This is a genomic window from Eubacterium sp. BIOML-A2 (assembly GCF_009680135.1).
Classification (GTDB): domain Bacteria; phylum Bacillota; class Clostridia; order Lachnospirales; family Lachnospiraceae; genus Faecalicatena; species Faecalicatena contortus_B.
In genome coordinates this window covers 1-19,040 of record NZ_WKZK01000069.1, presented here as the reverse complement: position 1 = coordinate 19,040, position 19,040 = coordinate 1, and the positions used below count along the sequence as shown (strand labels likewise).

The following is a 19,040-nucleotide window of genomic DNA, read 5'->3' as shown; positions in this document are numbered from 1 at the left end:
TTCAGCCTGCAACGGCTGTTCCTGTCTTAAGACTTACGATACTGCGAAGGCCGCATCCCCGTCTCGCGGATGAAAATCTTTGAAAAATAACGGCTGCTATAATAGCCAACCTTCAGCGCAATGTCCTGTACCGATAGGCCCGGCTCGGTAGTCAGAAGGCGTTTCGCATTCATAATACGGACTTCCGTAAGATAGTCAACGAATCGTTTACCGGACTTTTCATGGAAAATTCTGCTGAGATAATTCGGGGTAATATGATACATCTCGGCAATGGTATTGATAGCGATGTCTTTCATGTAATTTGTTTCAATATAATTCATGATTTTAGCCACCAATTCAGCCTGATAATTCAGCCCCCGGACATGCATGGTTTCGGCATGTGTTTCCAAATCCCGGAGTAATTCGCCAAATCCACAGGCAGATGTCTGTAAGCCCATAGCCTGATAAAGATAGCTGGCAATGGAGCTTCTGTCTAATAAAGAGAATCTGTCCCGAAGAATCCGTCTCTTGCGGAGTTCCTCTATATGATATTGAAAAGAAATCTCATCCTGCCGCCGATATGCACAGGTAAGATAATCAAGGCTTTGGGATAAACGAACAGCAGGATAAAACCATGGACATCTCGTGACAGTCTGCAGTTTTACACAGCCTTGTATGGGAGCACAAGCGCCAATTAAACGAAATTTTTTGAGATTAAGCGCCCGATGCAGAGCAGCCTCTAAAGACGGATAGGTACAGACCACGCTCATAAGACCATTCTGACTGTTTAACTGCTCCTTCACCAGATAGCGATGATTGTTTTTTAACTTAGAGGGTATCGCCGTCAGTAAAAATAAACTATGGTCAAGCGTAGTAAGAGAAAAGTATCCGTCATGCAACGGCCATGAAGATAACGCGTTTTTCAGCTGCTGGCGGCACGATTCTAATGTCTGTCCTCCGGCAGCGGTAATAATATAGAGATCAAAAATAGCTTTTTTATCGGCGGCAAGCAAAGCAGTCTCTGCTTTTTCGTACTTTTGATTCAGAAAAACGGAGACGTAAGCATTAAATTTCTCATTTTCCCGGGCCCAGCGTTCCTGAATGATCTGGCGGGCTTTCGTCAAAACATTGCTCAGCTCTGCTGGAGAAGCAGGTTTTAGCAGATAATCCAGGGCTCCATGTTTTAACGCCGTCTGAGCATATTTAAACTCGCCGAACCCACTTAGAATGATACAAATTGTCTCTGGCGAAACCTGACGAAGCCGTTCGAGGCAAACCAGCCCGTCCGTCTGTGGCATACGGATATCTATAAACGCAACGTCCGGTTTTTCTTTCCGGGCAATGCCAAGAGCGCTTCTGCCGTCGGTGGCTTCATAATACTGGCATTGCCGGGGATATAATTCACTGATCATATCAGCGAGGCCCAGACGCACCATACGCTCGTCATCAGCCAATAGTATTCTCATATCCTCCCTCCTCTCCGGTTAAGCGAATCCAAATCGTACTGGTCGTAAAATGACCCGGTAACGTATCAATCTCAAAGAAGGCGTCTTCATAGAAATAAGAAAGACGTTCTTCTATATTTTTCACTCCTACCCGTTTCGAATCTTTGTAGCGCTGCATGTTAAAACCTACGCCATCATCCATCACCCGAATATAGAGATAAGATTCGCCGTCTCTATCGGCCGAACCAATTGCGATAGTGATGGTGGTAAGCCCGGCCTTTGGCTCCATGCCATGAATAATCGCATTCTCAACCAATGGCTGAATCAGCAGCCGGGGAATGGTGAAATCACGATAGGTCTCATCAAACTCAATTTGATACTGCATCCGTTCTTCAAACCGTAATTTTTGAAGCGCCAGATAATCCTCAAGAAAATGAACTTCCTCCGTCAGACTGCACAAGTCCTGATTACGACAGGTATAACGGAACAGACCGGTCAGCTGAAGAATACTTTTCTCTAGCTTATCCTGTTCGCCCAAACGGTTCAGGGTGATAAAACCATTCAGAGTATTATAAAGAAAATGAGGATTGACCTGCATCTGCAAGGCCATATATTCGGCGTTTTTCTGGCTTAGGACGGCCCGGTACTCATTATTGATATGGACTTCCAGCTTTTGCAGCATATGGTTAAAATTACGGCTGATGACAGCCACTTCGTCATTCACATTATCGGCTACGTCAAGCTGGGTTGTCAAATCCCCCTTTTCCACAGCCTTCATCCGCTCAATCATACGATTTACCGGCCCGGTAATGCGCCGGATATTAATCGCGTAAATGGTTCCGGAAATAAGGATGGTCAGGGCAGATAACACAGCTCCAAGTATAAAGATTGGCTGCGACTGCTGCGCGATATCCCGGCCGGACGACAAGTAAGCCAATCGCCAGCCAGTGATAGGAATGGCCTCAGAATATACACGCAGGCGGTCATCCGGGATTTCAATTGTTTCACCGTCGTCGGGAATGCTGGCAGCCAGCGTATCGAACCTTGGATTGGTCGCATAAATGACCTCTCCCTGTTCATCAAGCAGCATCAGGCAGGAGTTGGCGCCGGTATCCATCTCCTGAAAGATTTCTTTCAGCCGGGGAAAGGAGGCGTCAACCTTAATAATCCCCAGCGAACGCTGATTATTGATATTTCTGGCCAGTCGAATCACCGAAAAGACAGGCTCCCTGTTTTCGCTTCCGGCAATATCTTTCCAGTTGTTCTGGGAGATATAAACAAAATTGCCGTTGGCTGAAACAGCGCTCTCAAACCAGGGCTCATCCCGGTAAGGGTAATCGTTTGTGACCGAAATATTCATATTTTTATAAGCCATATGGTAGGCATTGTCAGGCGTATCCAACGGTGCAAAACCAACCCCCATGATATTGCTGTCGGAAAAAATCAGCAATTTTTGAATAACTTTTCGGTAATGATAGTGCTTTAAAAAATATTCGTAATCATCGGATATTTTATAATAATCTTCACTGTTCACATATTGATAAAAATCCATCACTTCCGTATAACCGATTAAAGAAATGGAAAAATCCCGTAATTCTTCCGCATAGTTTGATATATTCTCCTGCATGGAAACCAGCGTATTACGCACCATTTGTTCCGACTGCATTTCAAACCGGTTATTAAAATATGACATTAGAACGGCTGTCAGCAAAAGCAGCGGAATCAGAGTTCCTCCTAAGAACAGGATTAACAGCCGGGTTCGAAACGTTTTACGATACTTCATAAGTTTCCTCCTTACCCCCCCCCATCGCTGACGCAATGGATTGCAGCTCTATATGATGTACTAGGTCCGTTGTAATCTTTTAGCATTATATGATGTGGGTGTCAAAAGTCAGTGGAAAAACTGACTCTTGACGCACAAAAATTTATTTTTGCCCTTTGACAACTGAATAAAACTATGTTTTCAAATAAAACGCCATAACAGAAGAGCGGTTACCGCTTTATGCGGGCTCAAAACTTCTGCATTTTAGCTTACCTTGGGTAAACCGCATTAATTTACTGAAATTTAGGGTAGCAACTTTAAAGCCAAAGAACAGTTTTGTCTTCAACTTCCCTCTCATTGGCATTTTGTCTACCGCATATTTATTTCGAAGAACGGATGGAACAGTCTCTACTCCATTGCGTATCCGGCTTATAAGCGTTCTCGTTTCCTCATCCATAAGTTCCGCAGACTCCAGAATGCGCCTTCTGGATTTTTTCATTCTGTGGTGTAGACTGGTCATGGTAAATGACACGGTTCCTGTTATTTGGATTCTCATAATCGTCCAGTCCTTCGAGTAGTCCAGCCTGTCCATCGCGTGCTATTTCACGTACGAGGTTGGCAAGACAGGTATATAAAAGTTCCAGACGTCCCATCTGGCGGATGTTAGACTCAATCATCATACTGTCCATTCGCCTGACAGTTGGTGCAATGTCCATATATTCCCGTATGTTTTCTGCAAGGGAAACCATACAGTCGTGAATAAGGTTCTTTCCTGTAACCAACTCGTATGCGGTGACCCTCTCACGGAATCTGCTGAAGGTACGGTCGCTCAGAGGCTGGTTCTCATAACCGGTAGTATGCAAGGCATACTGGTATCTAAAATCAAACTCACATTCCTCAAGGATTTCGTCGTCTGTAAGACCATTAAATTCTTTGAGAATGAGTGCTCCAACAATAACATTAACTGGGGCATTCGGACGGGAATTTCTCTTATCGCTGTAAAGAGGGGCAAACAACATTTCATCGATATTAGAAAAAATGTGATCTGAAAATGGTTTTGCCCATGATTTGTCCAATATTTTTTGTTTGCGTTCAGATAAGAATCCGAGTGAATCAAAGAGAGAAATCTGCTGGTAATTATTCAAAACAAAAGACATTGCTCATACCTCGTAAAATATATAATATAATTATATTTTACCAGAAAACAACGATAAAACATAGCTTTATTCAGTTGTCAAGGAACTAAAACTTAATGATAGCGTACTTTTGACATCCACATCATTATATCACAAAATAAAATTATTATATGTGATTTGTAGAAATAGAGACTTTTTGTGTGGAATTAGGACATTTAAAAGGGGGAAAAATAGCCTTATAATGCAGGTATAACATTGATACGGTCGTATGATGTTAAAGGAACATTTACTATTTAAACAAAAAAGAAAGGATGGTATGGATGAAAAAGTTATTATGCGTATTATTATCAGCGGCATTAATCGGCGGTCTGTGCGCCGGCTGCTCCAAAGCTCCGAAAGAAGAGAGCGGCGGCTCAGAGATGGAAGCTTCCGAAGGAAAGGATGAAAAAGGCAAAACAACGCTGACCTTTGTTCAGCATATGTCAGGCGTCGTCACAGACGAGCTTCAGGCCGTACTGGATGAATTTGAAGCGGAAACCGGAATCGCGGTGGAAATGTCCAGTCCGGGAAGTGACATTGAGGAAGTCATGAAAACCCGGATGGCCTCGAATACTCTGCCGGATCTTTGGACCACCCATGGCTGGTCGGTCGCCCGTTACGGCGAATATTTGCGCCCAATGAATGATCAGGACTTTGTGGAGCATATCGTGCCTTCGATTAAGGATCTGATCACCGGTCCTGACGGAAATATCTACGTATTGCCGATTGACGCCGATATCTGCGGCATTTCCTATAATGCAAAAGTATTAGAAGACGCGGGGGTTGATCCGGAATCAATCCTGACCTGGGAAGACTTTGAAACAGCCTGCGACAAGATAAAGGAGACCGGCAAAATACCTTTGTTTTTTGACGGCAAGGACCCTCTGGCATTTGGGCAGTTCTTTGATTTTGTAGCGCCGACATTATACACAAACAACGATGACGACAACCAGCGGGAAGAATTTCTGGACGGTAGCTTTGATTGGGAAGACTGGCGTGAGGTTTGCGAAATCCTTGAGCGATGGACCGAGAAAGGATACCTAAATACAGATGCACTAACCGCTGATTATGCAACAGCCTGCCAGGCTTTGGGAAAAGGCGACGCTGCTTTTATGCTTCGTAACGCTAATGTAATCGTTGAAGCATGGACAACCAGTCCTGATGCAAAGCTCGGGATTCTGCCGATTCCCGGTAAAGACAGCGATAACCCGCGCTGCATCATCGGCGGAGAGCGTTTAGCAGTCGGCGTATGGAAGGATTCGCCGAATCAGGAGGAAGCTCTTCAGTTAATCGAGTATCTGGCACAGCCGGAAGTGTGCGCCAGACTGGCAACAGCCGCCGGAATGCCGGCAGGACTCGACAACGCAGAAAGCGACACCGGCAAACTGGCCCCCTACTATGAGCGGGTCATGTCAGATGATATTTTAACCATTCCTTACTTTGATCGTGAATATCTGCCCAGTGGAATGTGGGACGACCTGTGTGTAACCGGAGCTAATATTGTAGCCGGAAACAGCGGAGCTATTGATGAAACAATCGAACAGATGCGCCAAAGCTACGAAACCAAGAGGGCACAGCAATGATGAAAAAACGAAATAAGAATATGATTAATCTGTTTTACCTGCCGGCGCTCATCTTGTTTGCTGTCTTCGTAATCTATCCGTTTATGGAAGGGATTCGCATCTCATTTACCAATTGGAACGGGTACTCACAGAATTATACCTATGTGGGCGCAAAGAATTACATACAGCTGTTTCAGGACAAGAATGTGCGTACGGCGCTGATTAACACATTAATCTACGGAATCGGCAGTACTTTTTTACAAAATGTTATCGGGCTGTTATATGCGGTCTTCCTTGACAGTAAATTTCGCGGCCGTATGCTTGTCCGAACCATTATTTACCTGCCTGTAATGATTGCGCCGCTGGTCATGGGCTACATGATGTATTTCCTGGTACAATATGACAATGGTGCAATCAATGATATTCTGGCTGCCTTTGGCAGGCAGCCGGTAGACTGGATGAATAACGGTTTCCGGGCGGTTATTCTCATGACCCTGATTAACAGCCTGCAATTCGTCGGCATTTCCATGGTTATTTACATGGCCGGACTTCAGGGAATCCCCGGCGTATATTACGAAGCGGCGGCTATTGACGGCGTTTCAGGATTCCAGGCATTCCGCAGTATCACCTTGCCTCTTCTGACTCCTGCTATTACTTCCGCAGTGGTTATCAACCTAATCGGCGGACTGAAGCTTTTTGATATTATCATGGCTCTGACCATGGGCGGCCCGGGATATTCCTCCCATTCGCTCTCTACTCTGATTACAAATCAGTATTTCAGGGCTCAGAATGCCGGATACTCGGCGGCGATAGGAGTCGGAACATTCCTGCTGATTATGTTTATCAGTAATGTAACAATGCGCTATTTTGATAAAAAGGAGGTCTATTCATGATAAATAAGAAAACCTCTGTCTGGAAATACCTGTTGTCGGCCCTGATTATCCTCATTCATGCAGTACCGCTCTATATTCTAATCGGCGTAGCTTTCAAGTCCAGGATGGATATGAGCTCGCGCTGGGTTCTGCCGGGATACATCTGGTGGGACAATTTTAAAAACGCACTGTTTCGGGGCGACATGCTGCTGGCCCTGAAAAACAGTTTCATCATTACAACCGGCGCAGTATTCCTGATTACGCTTCTGGGTGCGCTGGCGGCCTTTCCTCTGGCCCGGCATACCAGCCGGTTAAATAACCGGGTCCGCGGGCTTATCATGGGAGTTATGATGGTTCCTCCTTTGAGCATACTGGTTCCTCTTTATTCGAATCTGGCTCATGTTGGCGGTTTATCAACTTATTGGGGGATTATCGGCGTGCTGACCGCTTTTCAGCTGCCAATGAGTGTTTTCCTGTTTACCAATTTTATCAGGTCCATTCCCATAGCCTTAGATGAAGCGGCGGCTATTGACGGATGCGGCCCGTTTCGGATCTTTGCCCTGATTATCCTGCCGCAGTTGAAACCGGTTATTGCATCGGTGATAATCTTAACCGGAGTAAATTGCTGGAATGATTATCAATTCTCACTATATTTGCTGCAGTCGCCAAAACTCAAAACCATAACTCTGGCTATCTCGGGCTTTTTCTCGCTTCAGTCGAGCGATATCAATGCAGCCGGAGCCGCAGCGCTGATGGGAATCACACCAGTAGTATTCTTCTTCCTGTTTCTGCAGAAATATTTTATTAAGGGAATGGTGGACAGCGCCATCAAATAGGAGGTAATTTTCATGATTACAGTTCATGACAATCTGTTTTTCCTGCATGGAAAAGATATGTCTTATATTATGAAAAAGGATGAAGCGGGGTACCTTTACCATCTGTATTATGGAAAGCGTCTGGGCGAGCGCGAATATCGGATACCGGTCAATTATCTGCGCGGTTTCAGCGCCGCCGATATCAACGACAAAACCGTCCGGGACACCCCAAACAACGACGTTGGCTGGCTGCCGAAAGACGAACAGGGGAAGTCGCTGGATGAAGCGCCTCAGGAGTACCCGTCTTACGGCCGTTTTGACTTGCGGACGCCGGCCGTTGAAATTGAATACGGCGATGGCAATCGTATTACAGACCTCCGTTATGACAGTCATGAAATCGTCTCCGGAAAACCGGACCTGCCCGGTCTTCCGGCGGCGTATGCGAAAGATAGCGAAGCCCAGACCCTTCATATTACCCTGAAGGATGTGGTAGCGAAGATTACCGTTATTTTGAGCTATACCGTATACGAACAGCATCCTAATATCTGCCGGAATGTCCTGATTCAGAACAATGGAAAGGAAACCATCTTACTTCGACGGGCCTTGTCCGCTAATATCGACTTTGCCGGCGGTGAGCACGACGTTATCAGCTTTCCCGGAAGCTGGGCAAGAGAGCGTCATACCAGCCGCCAAAGGATTCACCATGGAATTCAGGAATTTTCCTGTGCCCGGGGAGCAAGCGGTCATCAGATGAATCCTTTTATTATTGTCTGTGATACCGCTTCAAACGAAGATTATGGCGATTGTTATGGTTTTTCGCTAGTGTACAGCGGCAACCACAGTACCATAATTGAGAAAGATCAGTATGATATCACCCGAGTACAGATGGGAATCCATCCAGGCGTTTTTACATGGGAGCTGAAACCTGACGACTGGTTCCAGACACCGGAATGCATCCTGGCTTTCAGCAGCCAGGGCTTAACATCTCTGACACAAAGTTACCATGACTTTTTCCGGGAGAATTTTCTACATGGTTACTGGTCCAAACGGGACCGCCCGATCCTGCTGAATAGTTGGGAGGCCAGCTACTTTGATTACAATGAAGAGACACTTTTAACGCTTGCAGAAAAATCGAAAGCTTTGGGCATAGAAATGCTGGTCATGGATGACGGCTGGTTTGGTAAACGCGACAACGATCATTCCTCCCTTGGGGACTGGTATGCCAATAAAAAGAAACTGCCCGGCGGTTTGAGCGGTTTAGTAGCTAAAGTAAACGCTTTGGGACTGGATTTCGGACTGTGGATGGAGCCAGAGATGATTTCGCCGGACAGTGAGCTGTATCGCGCGCATCCGGACTGGGCGGTCCAGGTACCGGGGCGAACGCCGGCAATTACCAGATGGCAGTATGTGCTGGATTTATCAAGAACAGAAGTACAGGACTACATAATAGACGCCGTATCAGAAGTGCTTCGCGTACCAGGAATATCCTATATAAAATGGGATATGAACCGCCACATAACCGATATGCCTGATTCCGGTTATAACCATCGCTATATTTTAGGGCTTTACCGGATTTTGGATAAATTAACCCGACGTTTCCCCAGGGTACTGTTTGAAAGCTGCAGCGGAGGCGGCGGCCGGATGGACCCCGGAATCATGTATTATATGCCGCAAACATGGATTAGTGATAATTCCGATGCAATTGAGCGGCTTTATATTCAGGAGGGTACTTCATATGCTTATCCCCTTCAATGTATGACAGCCCATGTATCGGCAGTACCAAACCATCAGACCGGGCGAATCACACCCTTAAGTATTCGGGGACATGTTGCGCAATTCGGAATGTTTGGCTACGAGCTGAATCCCGCTGCTATGTCAGAAAGCGAGAAAGCTGAAATAATGCAGCAAATAGAGACGGCCAGGAGACTGCGTAAGCTGATGCGTTCCGGGGACTTTTACAGGATTGCATCCCCATATGCGGGAAATGATTGCGTATGGCAGGTGGTATCAAAGGACAAGCGGGAGACTGTTTTACTATTTGCGCGTATTCTTTCAGTTCCAAATCCCAATGTTACAACGGTGAAACTGAAAGGTCTGCTTCCCGGTGAGAACTATCATGAATCCGACAGTCATAGAATATACGGCGGTGATGAACTCATGTATATGGGAATACAAATTGAAGCGGGCGCACAGGATTACTTCAGTATACTGAAGCACTTGGTAATAAATTAGAATCATAATTAACCTGAATTATTCACGGAACAGCATCTGAACTGATAACTGTACCATGAAAAAGAAGGAGTTTTAAGTCTTGCTCACTTTTTAAAACCTGATACAAAGACTATTAAGAAATTGTATAAAGTGATTAACCCAAAGGGCACTACCCGTAAAAAAGGTAGTGCCCTTTGTAGTGCTCATTATTAAAAATGGATTGAATCCTGCACAAATATCTAATCTACATTTGATAAATCAATTTCCATAATAGTCGGTGCTGTCCATGTCTCCAGTGCATCCATATCAGGCGTATAAATACGCATATACAGGTGGAAACCTCCATCACCTACTGGAAGCCAGTTTGTGGTATCCTCCGGTGCATCCTTAGACAGAATGACATCGACTGAACCATCATCATTAGCTTTCAAGCCGGAACGGTTATTTATACAGTAACGATCAATTGGATTATCAATCAGGAAATCATCGTCTCCGTATGCAGTCACAGACCAGAAGCCTCCCTCAAGAACCTGCGGATAGCTCTCAAAATGAAGAACGTATGATTTTTCTCCTGTCAGAGGATTTCCGTCTGCATCCGTCTCTGTCTTAGGATACAGTGCAACCTCAACGGTATTGGCACCAAGCCCTGCAAGTGCTACCAGCGCACGATAAGCATATTCTGTGTTAAAATCTCCGATCGGTGCACCAAAATAATTCCACTGACCAAGTTTACTTGAGAATTTCTGCCCCTCTTTGAAAAGCTTTGGCCGGAGTTCTGTCAGCATCGTTTTCCAGCTTTCGGCAACATCACCGGTAAGAACAGAAGCATCAAATTCCATACCAGGACCTACATTCACAGCTGCTATTTTTTCAAGCATTTCTTTATCTGCAGCTGCCGGAGAATTCTTGACCATCAATTCATTAGCCTTATTAAAAAATGTGACCGGATCCATGGAAAGAACCTTATTAACAGGAACATAATTATTCTCTTCGCTATAGCTTCCCTTCGGAGGCTCATAAGTGTCTCCGGATATATAATTGGAAAGCGGCATTAGTTTCATTTTTTCCTGAATGGCACGCACATTTGGAAGATCCTCTTCTCCTGATAAAACGGTTCTGGTGATAGACCACGCCATAGATGTGGGAACATCTATACGGGTAACGTCCTCAGGCAGTTCTCCCTCCCATGTAGAAAGAGTAATTGCATATGCACCTGCCTGATCAAGAACTGCGGCAGTGTTTGTCCAGGCATCCAGCACCTGAACCTTACAAAAACGGTCTGTTTCCGGAAGCTCATAGACCATTGGTTCCTCGCTCAGATCATACCATACCTGTGAATAGATCGTATCCACATTAGGAGTTACCACATTCCTGAATTGTGCATTTGCCAGTGCAACACTGTGTATAAACTGATTTACAGGTGCTTTTCCGGTAACAGGCTCCTCTGTGTTCGTTGCCGAGGTCTCAGTGGCATCCATAAGCACCAGCGGAAATGCATAAACATAAGCATCTTCCACAATCTCCCATACGTTTTCATCTGTCTCACTGTCAGCTGCTGCTGCAAATACCTGCATATTGCTGGAATAGCCTGACAGCACCAATGCTGCGCTGGCTATAAGGGCTGCAAATCTTTTCATATCCATATCCTCCTGTAACCATTTATGATTTTTCGAAAATTCTCTAACCACTCGCTTTACTCCATAAAAATTTTATGGCTCGATAATATTAAAATATTTATACTCTGAGGTAACCGTAACAGCATCCATCAATCGTGTCAGGCAGGTTTCATCACCCTCCTGCTGGATCAAAGCTGCAACGTTTTCTGCATTTTTCTGAATAATAGACAGCAGTCCGGCACGTTTGGTAGTCCATGTCACATCAGCATCAGCATCCTGTGTATCTTTCTGATAAAGAAGTACACCATTTTTTACACGGAGTACATAATTACCTTCCGGCAATATAAGATTTGCTGTAAACGTCAGATCTGGAATCTTCGTCGTATCTACAAGAATTCCCAGATAATCCAGAATCATATCCGGTGTCATATGTGAGAAAACATCACCGTTACCGCTACTTCGCGTTGCATCATCGGTATTTGTACCATTTCGCAGTTCCTGTGCAGCACAAAGGTAAGCACTGCGCCATGGACCTGATTCTGCCTGATATCCCAATTGCTCCAATGCATCCGCACACAGATAACGTGCATCCGTATTTTCCGGATCAGCAAAAACCAGAGTATTGGTAATCTGGGCTACCCACTGATATTCTCCCTTTGCAAAATCTTCTTTTGCTTTTTCAAGAACCGCATCTGTGTCACCGAAATATTCTACCAGCTTTTGTGCATAATCCGATGGTGTAAGTTCAGCAAGATGGATAGGATTACCATCATACCAGCCCATGTATTTCTCATATACTGCCTTCGAATTATGAGAAACTGTACCGTAATACTGGCGGGTATACCAGACTTTCTCCAGTTCCTCGGGAAGCTGGATCATATTGGCAATCTCTGTTTCCGTATAACCTTCATTAATATAAAGCAATGTCTGGTCGTTAATAAACTTATATACAGCTGCCGTATTGGTCATATATTCCTGAATAATATCATTTCCCCAATGTGGCCAGTTATGGGACTGGAATACCACATCTGCCTTATCACCATAAAGAGCCAGAGATTCCATGATGTACTCTGCCCATGCGTTTCCGTCACGCACCTGGGCTCCGCGGAGTGTATACAGATTGTGGAGCGTTCCTGTACAGTTTTCAGCCATCCACAAAGCATTTTTCGATCCAATCCAGAAGTTCATCTCTGCCGGTGCTTCGGTGCCCGGAGTAAGCTGGAATTCAATTTCCACTCCATCAATAGTATGCTTCTCACCGGTTTGTGTGATTTCAAGTGTAGGAGAAATATAACTTGTACTGCCTTTGGACTGACCCATACCAATACCAATGGCAAGAGAGCCTGTTTCACCACCCTCAAGCATTGTTCCATACTGATAGCTTGCTCTGCGCCCCATGGCAGTACCTGCATAAATATTCTCGCTGACAGCATGCTTCTCAAAGCCCTCAGGTGCAATTACCTGCACATCACCGGATTGTACATCTTCTTCTGAAATAATTCCCTTGACTCCACCGAAATGGTCAACATGGGAATGGCTGTAAATCACTGCCTTTACAGGAAAAGTGCCCAGATTCTCTTCCACCAGGGCAAGAGCCGCTTGTGCACACTCTACACTCATCAATGGATCTACTACAATCCATCCTGTATCACCTTTTATGAATGTGACATTGGACATATCATAGCCACGCACCTGATAGATTCCATCGGTTACTTCAAAAAGGCCATAAATATGATTCAGCTGCGTATCCCTCCAGAGACTGGGATTAGCGGTATCAGGAGCATCCTGATCCAGAAAAGCATAAGCTGTCTGACTCCATACAAGCTTTCCGTTCTCATCATAAATATCCAGAGTATCCGGAGAAGCAATCAGACCCTTTGTCGCATTTTCAAACTCCGCAGTATCCTCGAAATCCAGCAATGCATATACTTCCTGATTTGCATCAATGGTATACTGGGTAGCTGGTTTGCTTTCTGCTGTTAATTCTGATGCGGCAATTGCAGTAGAACTGCCACAGACAGTCATGGTAAGTGTCAATGCGGCGGTAGTCAAAGTAGTTGCTTTTTTTCTTTTTATGATATATTCCCCCCTTGTTCTGCAAAAAATTTAGATATTCTCTGTCGTAAATCTTAATTAAATGCAAAAATAATATTTAATAGAAATATAACATGAATATATCATGGGAACAATGGGATTATAGCAAAATAACGTTTCTATTGCGGTAAATCAACATGATAAGCGGTAAAACGACATTTATTACTTGGAAAAATTACTTTCCATGGAAACTGCAACCAATCTGACCAGATGATTTTCTTCGCTTATAGATTTCATTTTGTCTGCATTAAACAAAATACATCCACAGTGTCCCGGAAATGTAGGAAAACATATAATTTTCAGATTCGTATCTATTTCAGGACTATAATCCATGATTTCCAGTGTTTCGCCATACAATGTGGCGCGTTCATAAACATGAAGCCATTTTGCATCCATATTGGAAAAAAGACTGGAAAAGGAACTTCCGATCATCTTGTCTAAGGACAGCTTTTCCAGGGTAGCCAATGCTTCGTTTCCATAACGGAAGATCCAGTCCACTGCCTTTTTTTCTTCACTGAACACCATTTCTATATCTGTAAATGCAAATGGGAGAGCATCGCATATCTTATAATATTTGCAATATTCTTCAGCTGTCAGCGGCAGCTTTTTTTTATTGATTTTTGCAATCAGAAGCTGCTGTTTTTCCTGCAGTTCTTCTTTGAGTATCCTTTTTTTTCGCTTTGTATAGCAGATTTCCTCACCATTAGACAGTAAAATCCTGTCTTGAATATCACTGATTGCAGACACAGCCACCATACAGCCACGTTTTACTTCCATGAACTCTTCATTCAATTGCTTCTTTAATTCTTTCAGTGTCATTCGGCAATGATAAACTTTTCCATCAAACATATGAATCGTACAATTATCATCTGACATGATTGCATAGAGAATGTCTGCACACCGGATAGCAATCTTAGTACGATTAAAGGTTATGGTAATGAATTCTTGTTGCATGGCTGGTGCCTCCTTATGATATGATCTCTTTATATAATGATACCAGTGTCAAAAGGTCAAAAAGCTGTTCATGCTTGCACGATAAGGCTTTTGAACTTGGGACACGCCAAATATGAGAAAGTAGCGATTTACGCAGTAAATCAGCGGATTTCGAATATTTGGAGGATTGCGGGAGCTGCGTAGCAATCCGGGTATCAAATGAGTGTCAAAAGACCTTTTGACACTCATATATCATATAATATCATATTTTAACCGTGAATATGGTACAATAAAAACATGGTACAATAAAAATATGGTACAAGGAACGGAAGAATTAAAAGGAGGCCCGTTATGTTTACGCGAGAAGAAGCACTGAAGCTTGGCTTATCATTTCAAGACACATATGAGGAAAGGCCTTTCCATGACCAGACCTGGCAACTGGTAAGAGTAAAGGATAGTAAAAAAGCGTTTCTGTGGATTTATGAACGTAATGGATATATTAATTTGAATGTAAAGGCAGATCCTGAGTGGCGTGATTTCTGGAGAAGTACATATGAAGCTGTAACGGCGGGATATCATCAGAATAAGGAACACTGGAATACCATTATTTTGGATGGGACAGTGCCGGATAAAGACATCAAAAGAATGGTAGCCGAGAGCTATGATCTGATAACGTATAGTCCGACGAAGAAAATTTATGAGGCAGTTAAGAAAATCCCGAAAGGCCGTGTGGCAACTTATGGTAAAGTTGCAGAGCTGGCTGGAAATCCCAGAATGTCAAGGGCTGTGGGAAATGCCCTTCATAAGAATCCGGATCCTGAGCATATTCCATGTTATCGGGTAGTAAATTCCAAAGGGGAATTAGCCGGGGCATTTGCTTTTGGCGGAGAAAATGCACAGAAAAAACTGTTGGAAGCAGATGGCGTTGAAGTTGTAAATGGAAAGGTGGATTTGAAAAAGTACGGTTTATAGGACTGGCAGAAATCTGTTTAACAGAGTTTATATTGGCGGCACATCGTCAGGATGATGCCACCAATATTTGTATCTGGAAGGAAAAGTGAATGTGTAATTTAATTATTTTCTGTAGCAGAGACGTCTTCTAATTTTATTACCAGAACTCCGTCAATCATCTTAATTGAGTTGTCATTAGGATAGCAATTCATTCTTTGGACTTCTGGCAGGCTCTGGAGAGCTTGGATCTGTGATTCATCTGCTTTTTTATATTTGTAGCTTAGAAGAACCTTCATAAAACGATTTCTGGAATAGTGATTGATCAGTGACGATTCATTTCCACCATAAATAACATCTGCTTTTTTCCAGATCTCGGCATAAGAAGGATCTGAAATGTTTTTTCCAATAAAGGCTACCGGAGCATCCGTAGAATAATCGGGAACGGAACGCATACGAGTTACCATAGAGGATAAATATTCCTGGGTTTCAACATCAGCATAATACATCAAAGTATAATTCACATTGGATGACCAGATATAGTTACAGATCATAACCATCATACAAAGAAAAATCGTCCAGGTAAAAAAGCTTTTAAGGCGAGGCGACATCTGGAGCTGTTCTTTTTTCTGCAAAAAAGCCTGACGGCCAGCAAGGAGCTCCAGCAAAAGAATAGGAATCAGGTAAATAACCACCATTCCATATACCATTAAGGTGTAAATTACGCTTTGAGGACACATAATCTCAATGCTGTCTGCGGCAATTGGAATCAGGATAAACAGGAAAACAATCAGCAGCCGTTCCATAAGGCATCTTTTATATGCAAATAAATAATAAAGAATTAATATAAAAGAAAGGATTCCAAGAAGAATCAGTCCCTTTTGGATAACAAAGGTCGCGCTCAGACCGCAGTAGTTCTGCTTGGTAAGGTGATAAAAATTCTTGTAAATTTTCAGAATTATTGAAGGAATCTGGCTAAGGGAAAGTTTTCCCATATCGTTGATTCCCTGATAATCGTTGAGAACAACGTCATAGTGCTTTAAGGTCAGATTTGTAATTCCCATGTAAACAAGAAATCCGCAAATAAGGATGAGAAAATATTTAATACCTCTTTGCAGAAGCTTTTTCCAGTCATATTCTTTTCGAAGAGCGTTCCATGCAAGATATAGTACCATGAGACTGGCGGTAACTGGAAGGTAAGCTTGATAAATTCCCATGGAACAGGCAAGAAATAAAAAGGAACAAAGGAATCCCCACCATTTTTTATCTGCCAGATATACAGCTAACACAGCGAAGAGAATTGCAGTTGCATAATGTGGCGCACAAAACATAAAGAACATAGTGCTGGTTATTGTTGGGAAGCAGATCATGATAGCTCCAACCAGTATACGATTCAGTGGATTCTGAATATGGAAAAGCTCTGTGATCAGGCAGGCACAGACTGATAAAAGCAGGAGGGTGATCAGCCCATTGAAAAATGGAAGAGAATAAGGCTGCCAGAATTTATCCTGAAATTTTTCCATATACATCAAAAACCAACGTCCGGAGCTTACTGTGGTTCCTACTCCTGCCGGTACGTTGGTAATGCTGTCATAGTTATTAAGTACATTTGTCAGACAGAAAAAATGTGCCAGAATGCCAGTTATCATGGCAGACAAAAAAGTGATTTTTAGTTTTGGACAAAAGGTATTTTTGTACCAGTAAACTATTGCATCCCAAGGATTCATAATAATCTCCTTTAAATCAAAATTTTGTTTTATTTTATCAAATTATTGGAAAAAAAGCAAAGCTAAACGGCCTAAAATGTTATTGCGTAAGCATCACCGGTAAGATTATAATGGTTATAAAATGAAACTAAACTAGGTAATTGCGAAACTCGCGATGCTCGTTTGCAATTTTGTATCTAAACAGGGAAAAATTCGTGCAGGGCACGAATTCTAAAATGAGAAATGGATAACTATCAGTTTTAGGCATACTTTAATAAACCATAAGGTATATGAAGTTGGTAAGACCTAAGCTATGAGTGGTTTTAGACTTCGTATGTACTCATGATGTTTGATCCTGTCTGCAAGAACAACGGTAATAAGTTGTGTGATACCAGCAAGGATTAAGTCTGTATGCAATGTTTTTTCATTCTGAGTACGGCGTCCTGCGAGACAGAGATTCTCTTTTATGTGATTGATATCTCTTTCAACAGCAGTTCTGATCTTGTAAGTGCTATCCCATTCTTCGGTTCCACGAATGGTGCCTGGATAAGCACGAAGATCTTTTTCGGGATAAACATAAACCATACGTCCGCATTCAGAAGTAGTACAGGGATTATCGCAGATACAATGTCTATGATATTTTCCGGTTGATGCATCCTTAACATACTTTATTTTAGGACAGCTAAACTTATATCTTTTTAAACCATTTTTTCTTGTAGACGTACCTTCTGGTTTCATTGAAAGTGAAGGATCATTAGGACAACAAGGTATACCGTTTTCATTGATCGTACAATCCGGATTTTTTAATCCGGATCTGGAATTAAGAGGAATGTATGCTTTTGTGAAGTGTTTATTTTCGCCAAAGGTATTGCCTGTAAGCAGTTCACCATAAAGCTGGCACGAATCAAATGCTGCATCACCAAGAAAGGTTCTGGGATTAATAAGTGGATGCTTTGTAAAGAAATCTTTTAGTGTAGGAATGAGTAATTTTGCATCATGAACACATTTATCTTCATCTGGAGAATTCGATTTCTTTTCCACAACGATCTCAGGATGAGCGGTCATAAAGTCTTTGTTATAAAAAGCTATATGTCGGATAATTCCGAGACCATTGGTAACAATGCCAAACTTGTAGACATAGCAAAAATGACCATTAATGTATAACTGTTTAATTTCAGGATTTGCGGATGCGTGTGTTGGCATGGAACCATAAGCTGCCTTGTAAGGATCATAACTTTTATCGAGGTTATTCGCTTTGGCATAAGCTTTCAGCTGCCGGATAATGCGATTTGCGTATTTCGGATTATTTTCAGTAACGAAAGCCTCAATGCCAGAAGAATCAAAGATCGTCATATCCGCTTTGACCGAATCAATAGATTGGCAGATCGGTTCTGTTAGATCAACAAGGTTATCAAAAACGAGCTGAATGTCATCCATAAAATCTTGTTTAAAACGAGTGATCTTAGAAGCATCTGGGACTTTAGAAAAGCCACAGAATTCACGTAGTGGTTTTGAATAGGCAAGAAAAGTTAAAAGCAGTTGGTCTGTGGGAATGGAAAAAATACGTTGGATGATCAAAGCCCACAGGAAAGCTTGTAAAGGGTATTTACGGGTTCTGCCCGTTGATGCATAAAAATGATTTCGAAATGAAATCGGAATAAACTCATCAATATCGATATGAGTTTCTAATAGAGATAGAAACGCAGGTTTGTCATTTTCAAATTTTTTCTGGCAATCTGAAAAAATATCTGCCAAAGAAAGCTGTTTATATGTTATCATAGATGTCAGAATAACTCCTTTCTTGGTGTATGGTTTATAGTTTCTCGACAACTCTATTATACCATATCCAGTGAGGGGTTATTTGTTTTTTGTGGTAAAAAAATGCCGTGTTTATGCGGCTTGTGGCGTTTCGCAAACGCCTA

General features: G+C 42.8%; 13 protein-coding genes. 5 read left to right on the top strand and 8 right to left on the bottom strand.

Annotated features, from left to right (window positions below; genetic code table 11):
* Positions 1 to 26: 26 nt before the first annotated feature.
* From GKG43_RS19805 to GKG43_RS23450, 3 genes are all read right to left on the bottom strand, one after another.
* Positions 27 to 1,445: a response regulator gene (locus GKG43_RS19805; protein ID WP_129879708.1), complete on the bottom strand. Its 1,419-nt coding sequence runs from the start codon at positions 1,443 to 1,445 to the stop codon at positions 27 to 29.
* On the bottom strand, positions 1,426 to 3,207 hold the full coding sequence (locus GKG43_RS19800; RefSeq protein ID WP_129879706.1) for a sensor histidine kinase: 1,782 nt from the start codon (positions 3,205 to 3,207) through the stop codon (positions 1,426 to 1,428). Before GKG43_RS19800 ends, GKG43_RS19805 begins: the two co-directional genes overlap by 20 nt.
* A gap of 428 nt (positions 3,208 to 3,635) precedes the next feature.
* On the bottom strand, positions 3,636 to 4,343 hold the full coding sequence (locus tag GKG43_RS23450) for a transposase (protein WP_243125877.1): 708 nt from the start codon (positions 4,341 to 4,343) through the stop codon (positions 3,636 to 3,638).
* A 299-nt stretch (positions 4,344 to 4,642) separates the two neighbouring features.
* Here GKG43_RS23450 and GKG43_RS19785 point away from each other — a divergent pair, with 299 nt between their 5' ends.
* The 4 genes from GKG43_RS19785 to GKG43_RS19770 are packed head-to-tail and all read left to right on the top strand — an operon-like array spanning position 4,643 to position 9,842.
* Entirely contained in the window at positions 4,643 to 5,944 is a 1,302-nt protein-coding gene (locus tag GKG43_RS19785; RefSeq protein WP_129879702.1) for an ABC transporter substrate-binding protein, read from the top strand.
* Positions 5,941 to 6,816, top strand: coding sequence for a sugar ABC transporter permease (locus GKG43_RS19780; protein ID WP_347562135.1), 876 nt, complete (start codon positions 5,941 to 5,943; stop codon positions 6,814 to 6,816). Before GKG43_RS19785 ends, GKG43_RS19780 begins: the two co-directional genes overlap by 4 nt.
* On the top strand, positions 6,813 to 7,631 hold the full coding sequence (locus GKG43_RS19775; protein WP_129879700.1) for a carbohydrate ABC transporter permease: 819 nt from the start codon (positions 6,813 to 6,815) through the stop codon (positions 7,629 to 7,631). Before GKG43_RS19780 ends, GKG43_RS19775 begins: the two co-directional genes overlap by 4 nt.
* A gap of 12 nt (positions 7,632 to 7,643) precedes the next feature.
* Entirely contained in the window at positions 7,644 to 9,842 is a 2,199-nt protein-coding gene (locus GKG43_RS19770; protein ID WP_129879698.1) for an alpha-galactosidase, read from the top strand.
* A gap of 218 nt (positions 9,843 to 10,060) precedes the next feature.
* Here the strand turns inward: GKG43_RS19770 and GKG43_RS19765 are convergent, their stop codons facing one another.
* The 3 genes from GKG43_RS19765 to GKG43_RS19755 form a co-directional block, all read right to left on the bottom strand.
* Positions 10,061 to 11,458: a DUF1254 domain-containing protein gene (locus GKG43_RS19765; protein ID WP_129879696.1), complete on the bottom strand. Its 1,398-nt coding sequence runs from the start codon at positions 11,456 to 11,458 to the stop codon at positions 10,061 to 10,063.
* 72 nt (positions 11,459 to 11,530) lie between these two features.
* A complete protein-coding gene (locus GKG43_RS19760; protein ID WP_243125876.1) occupies positions 11,531 to 13,489 on the bottom strand; it encodes an alkyl sulfatase dimerization domain-containing protein in 1,959 nt (652 codons plus the stop codon).
* 204 nt (positions 13,490 to 13,693) lie between these two features.
* Positions 13,694 to 14,485 carry a LytTR family DNA-binding domain-containing protein gene (locus GKG43_RS19755; RefSeq protein ID WP_129879694.1) on the bottom strand — a complete coding sequence of 264 codons (792 nt, stop codon included), beginning with the start codon at positions 14,483 to 14,485 and terminating at the stop codon, positions 13,694 to 13,696.
* A gap of 330 nt (positions 14,486 to 14,815) precedes the next feature.
* Between GKG43_RS19755 and GKG43_RS19750 the strand changes: the two genes are divergently transcribed.
* Positions 14,816 to 15,436 (top strand): methylated-DNA--[protein]-cysteine S-methyltransferase, encoded by a 621-nt coding sequence (locus GKG43_RS19750; protein ID WP_129879692.1) that lies wholly within the window; start codon positions 14,816 to 14,818, stop codon positions 15,434 to 15,436.
* A gap of 98 nt (positions 15,437 to 15,534) precedes the next feature.
* On the opposite strand, the gene GKG43_RS19745 is transcribed toward GKG43_RS19750, so the two are convergent.
* Both GKG43_RS19745 and GKG43_RS19740 read right to left on the bottom strand, forming a co-directional pair.
* Positions 15,535 to 17,139, bottom strand: a complete 1,605-nt coding sequence (locus tag GKG43_RS19745) for a glucosyltransferase domain-containing protein (RefSeq protein WP_129879690.1) — start codon at positions 17,137 to 17,139, stop codon at positions 15,535 to 15,537.
* Positions 17,140 to 17,424: 285 nt separating this feature from the next.
* Complete coding sequence (locus tag GKG43_RS19740; RefSeq protein ID WP_129880153.1) at positions 17,425 to 18,897, bottom strand: transposase; 1,473 nt, start codon at positions 18,895 to 18,897, stop codon at positions 17,425 to 17,427.
* Between the last annotated feature and the right edge of the window lie 143 nt (positions 18,898 to 19,040).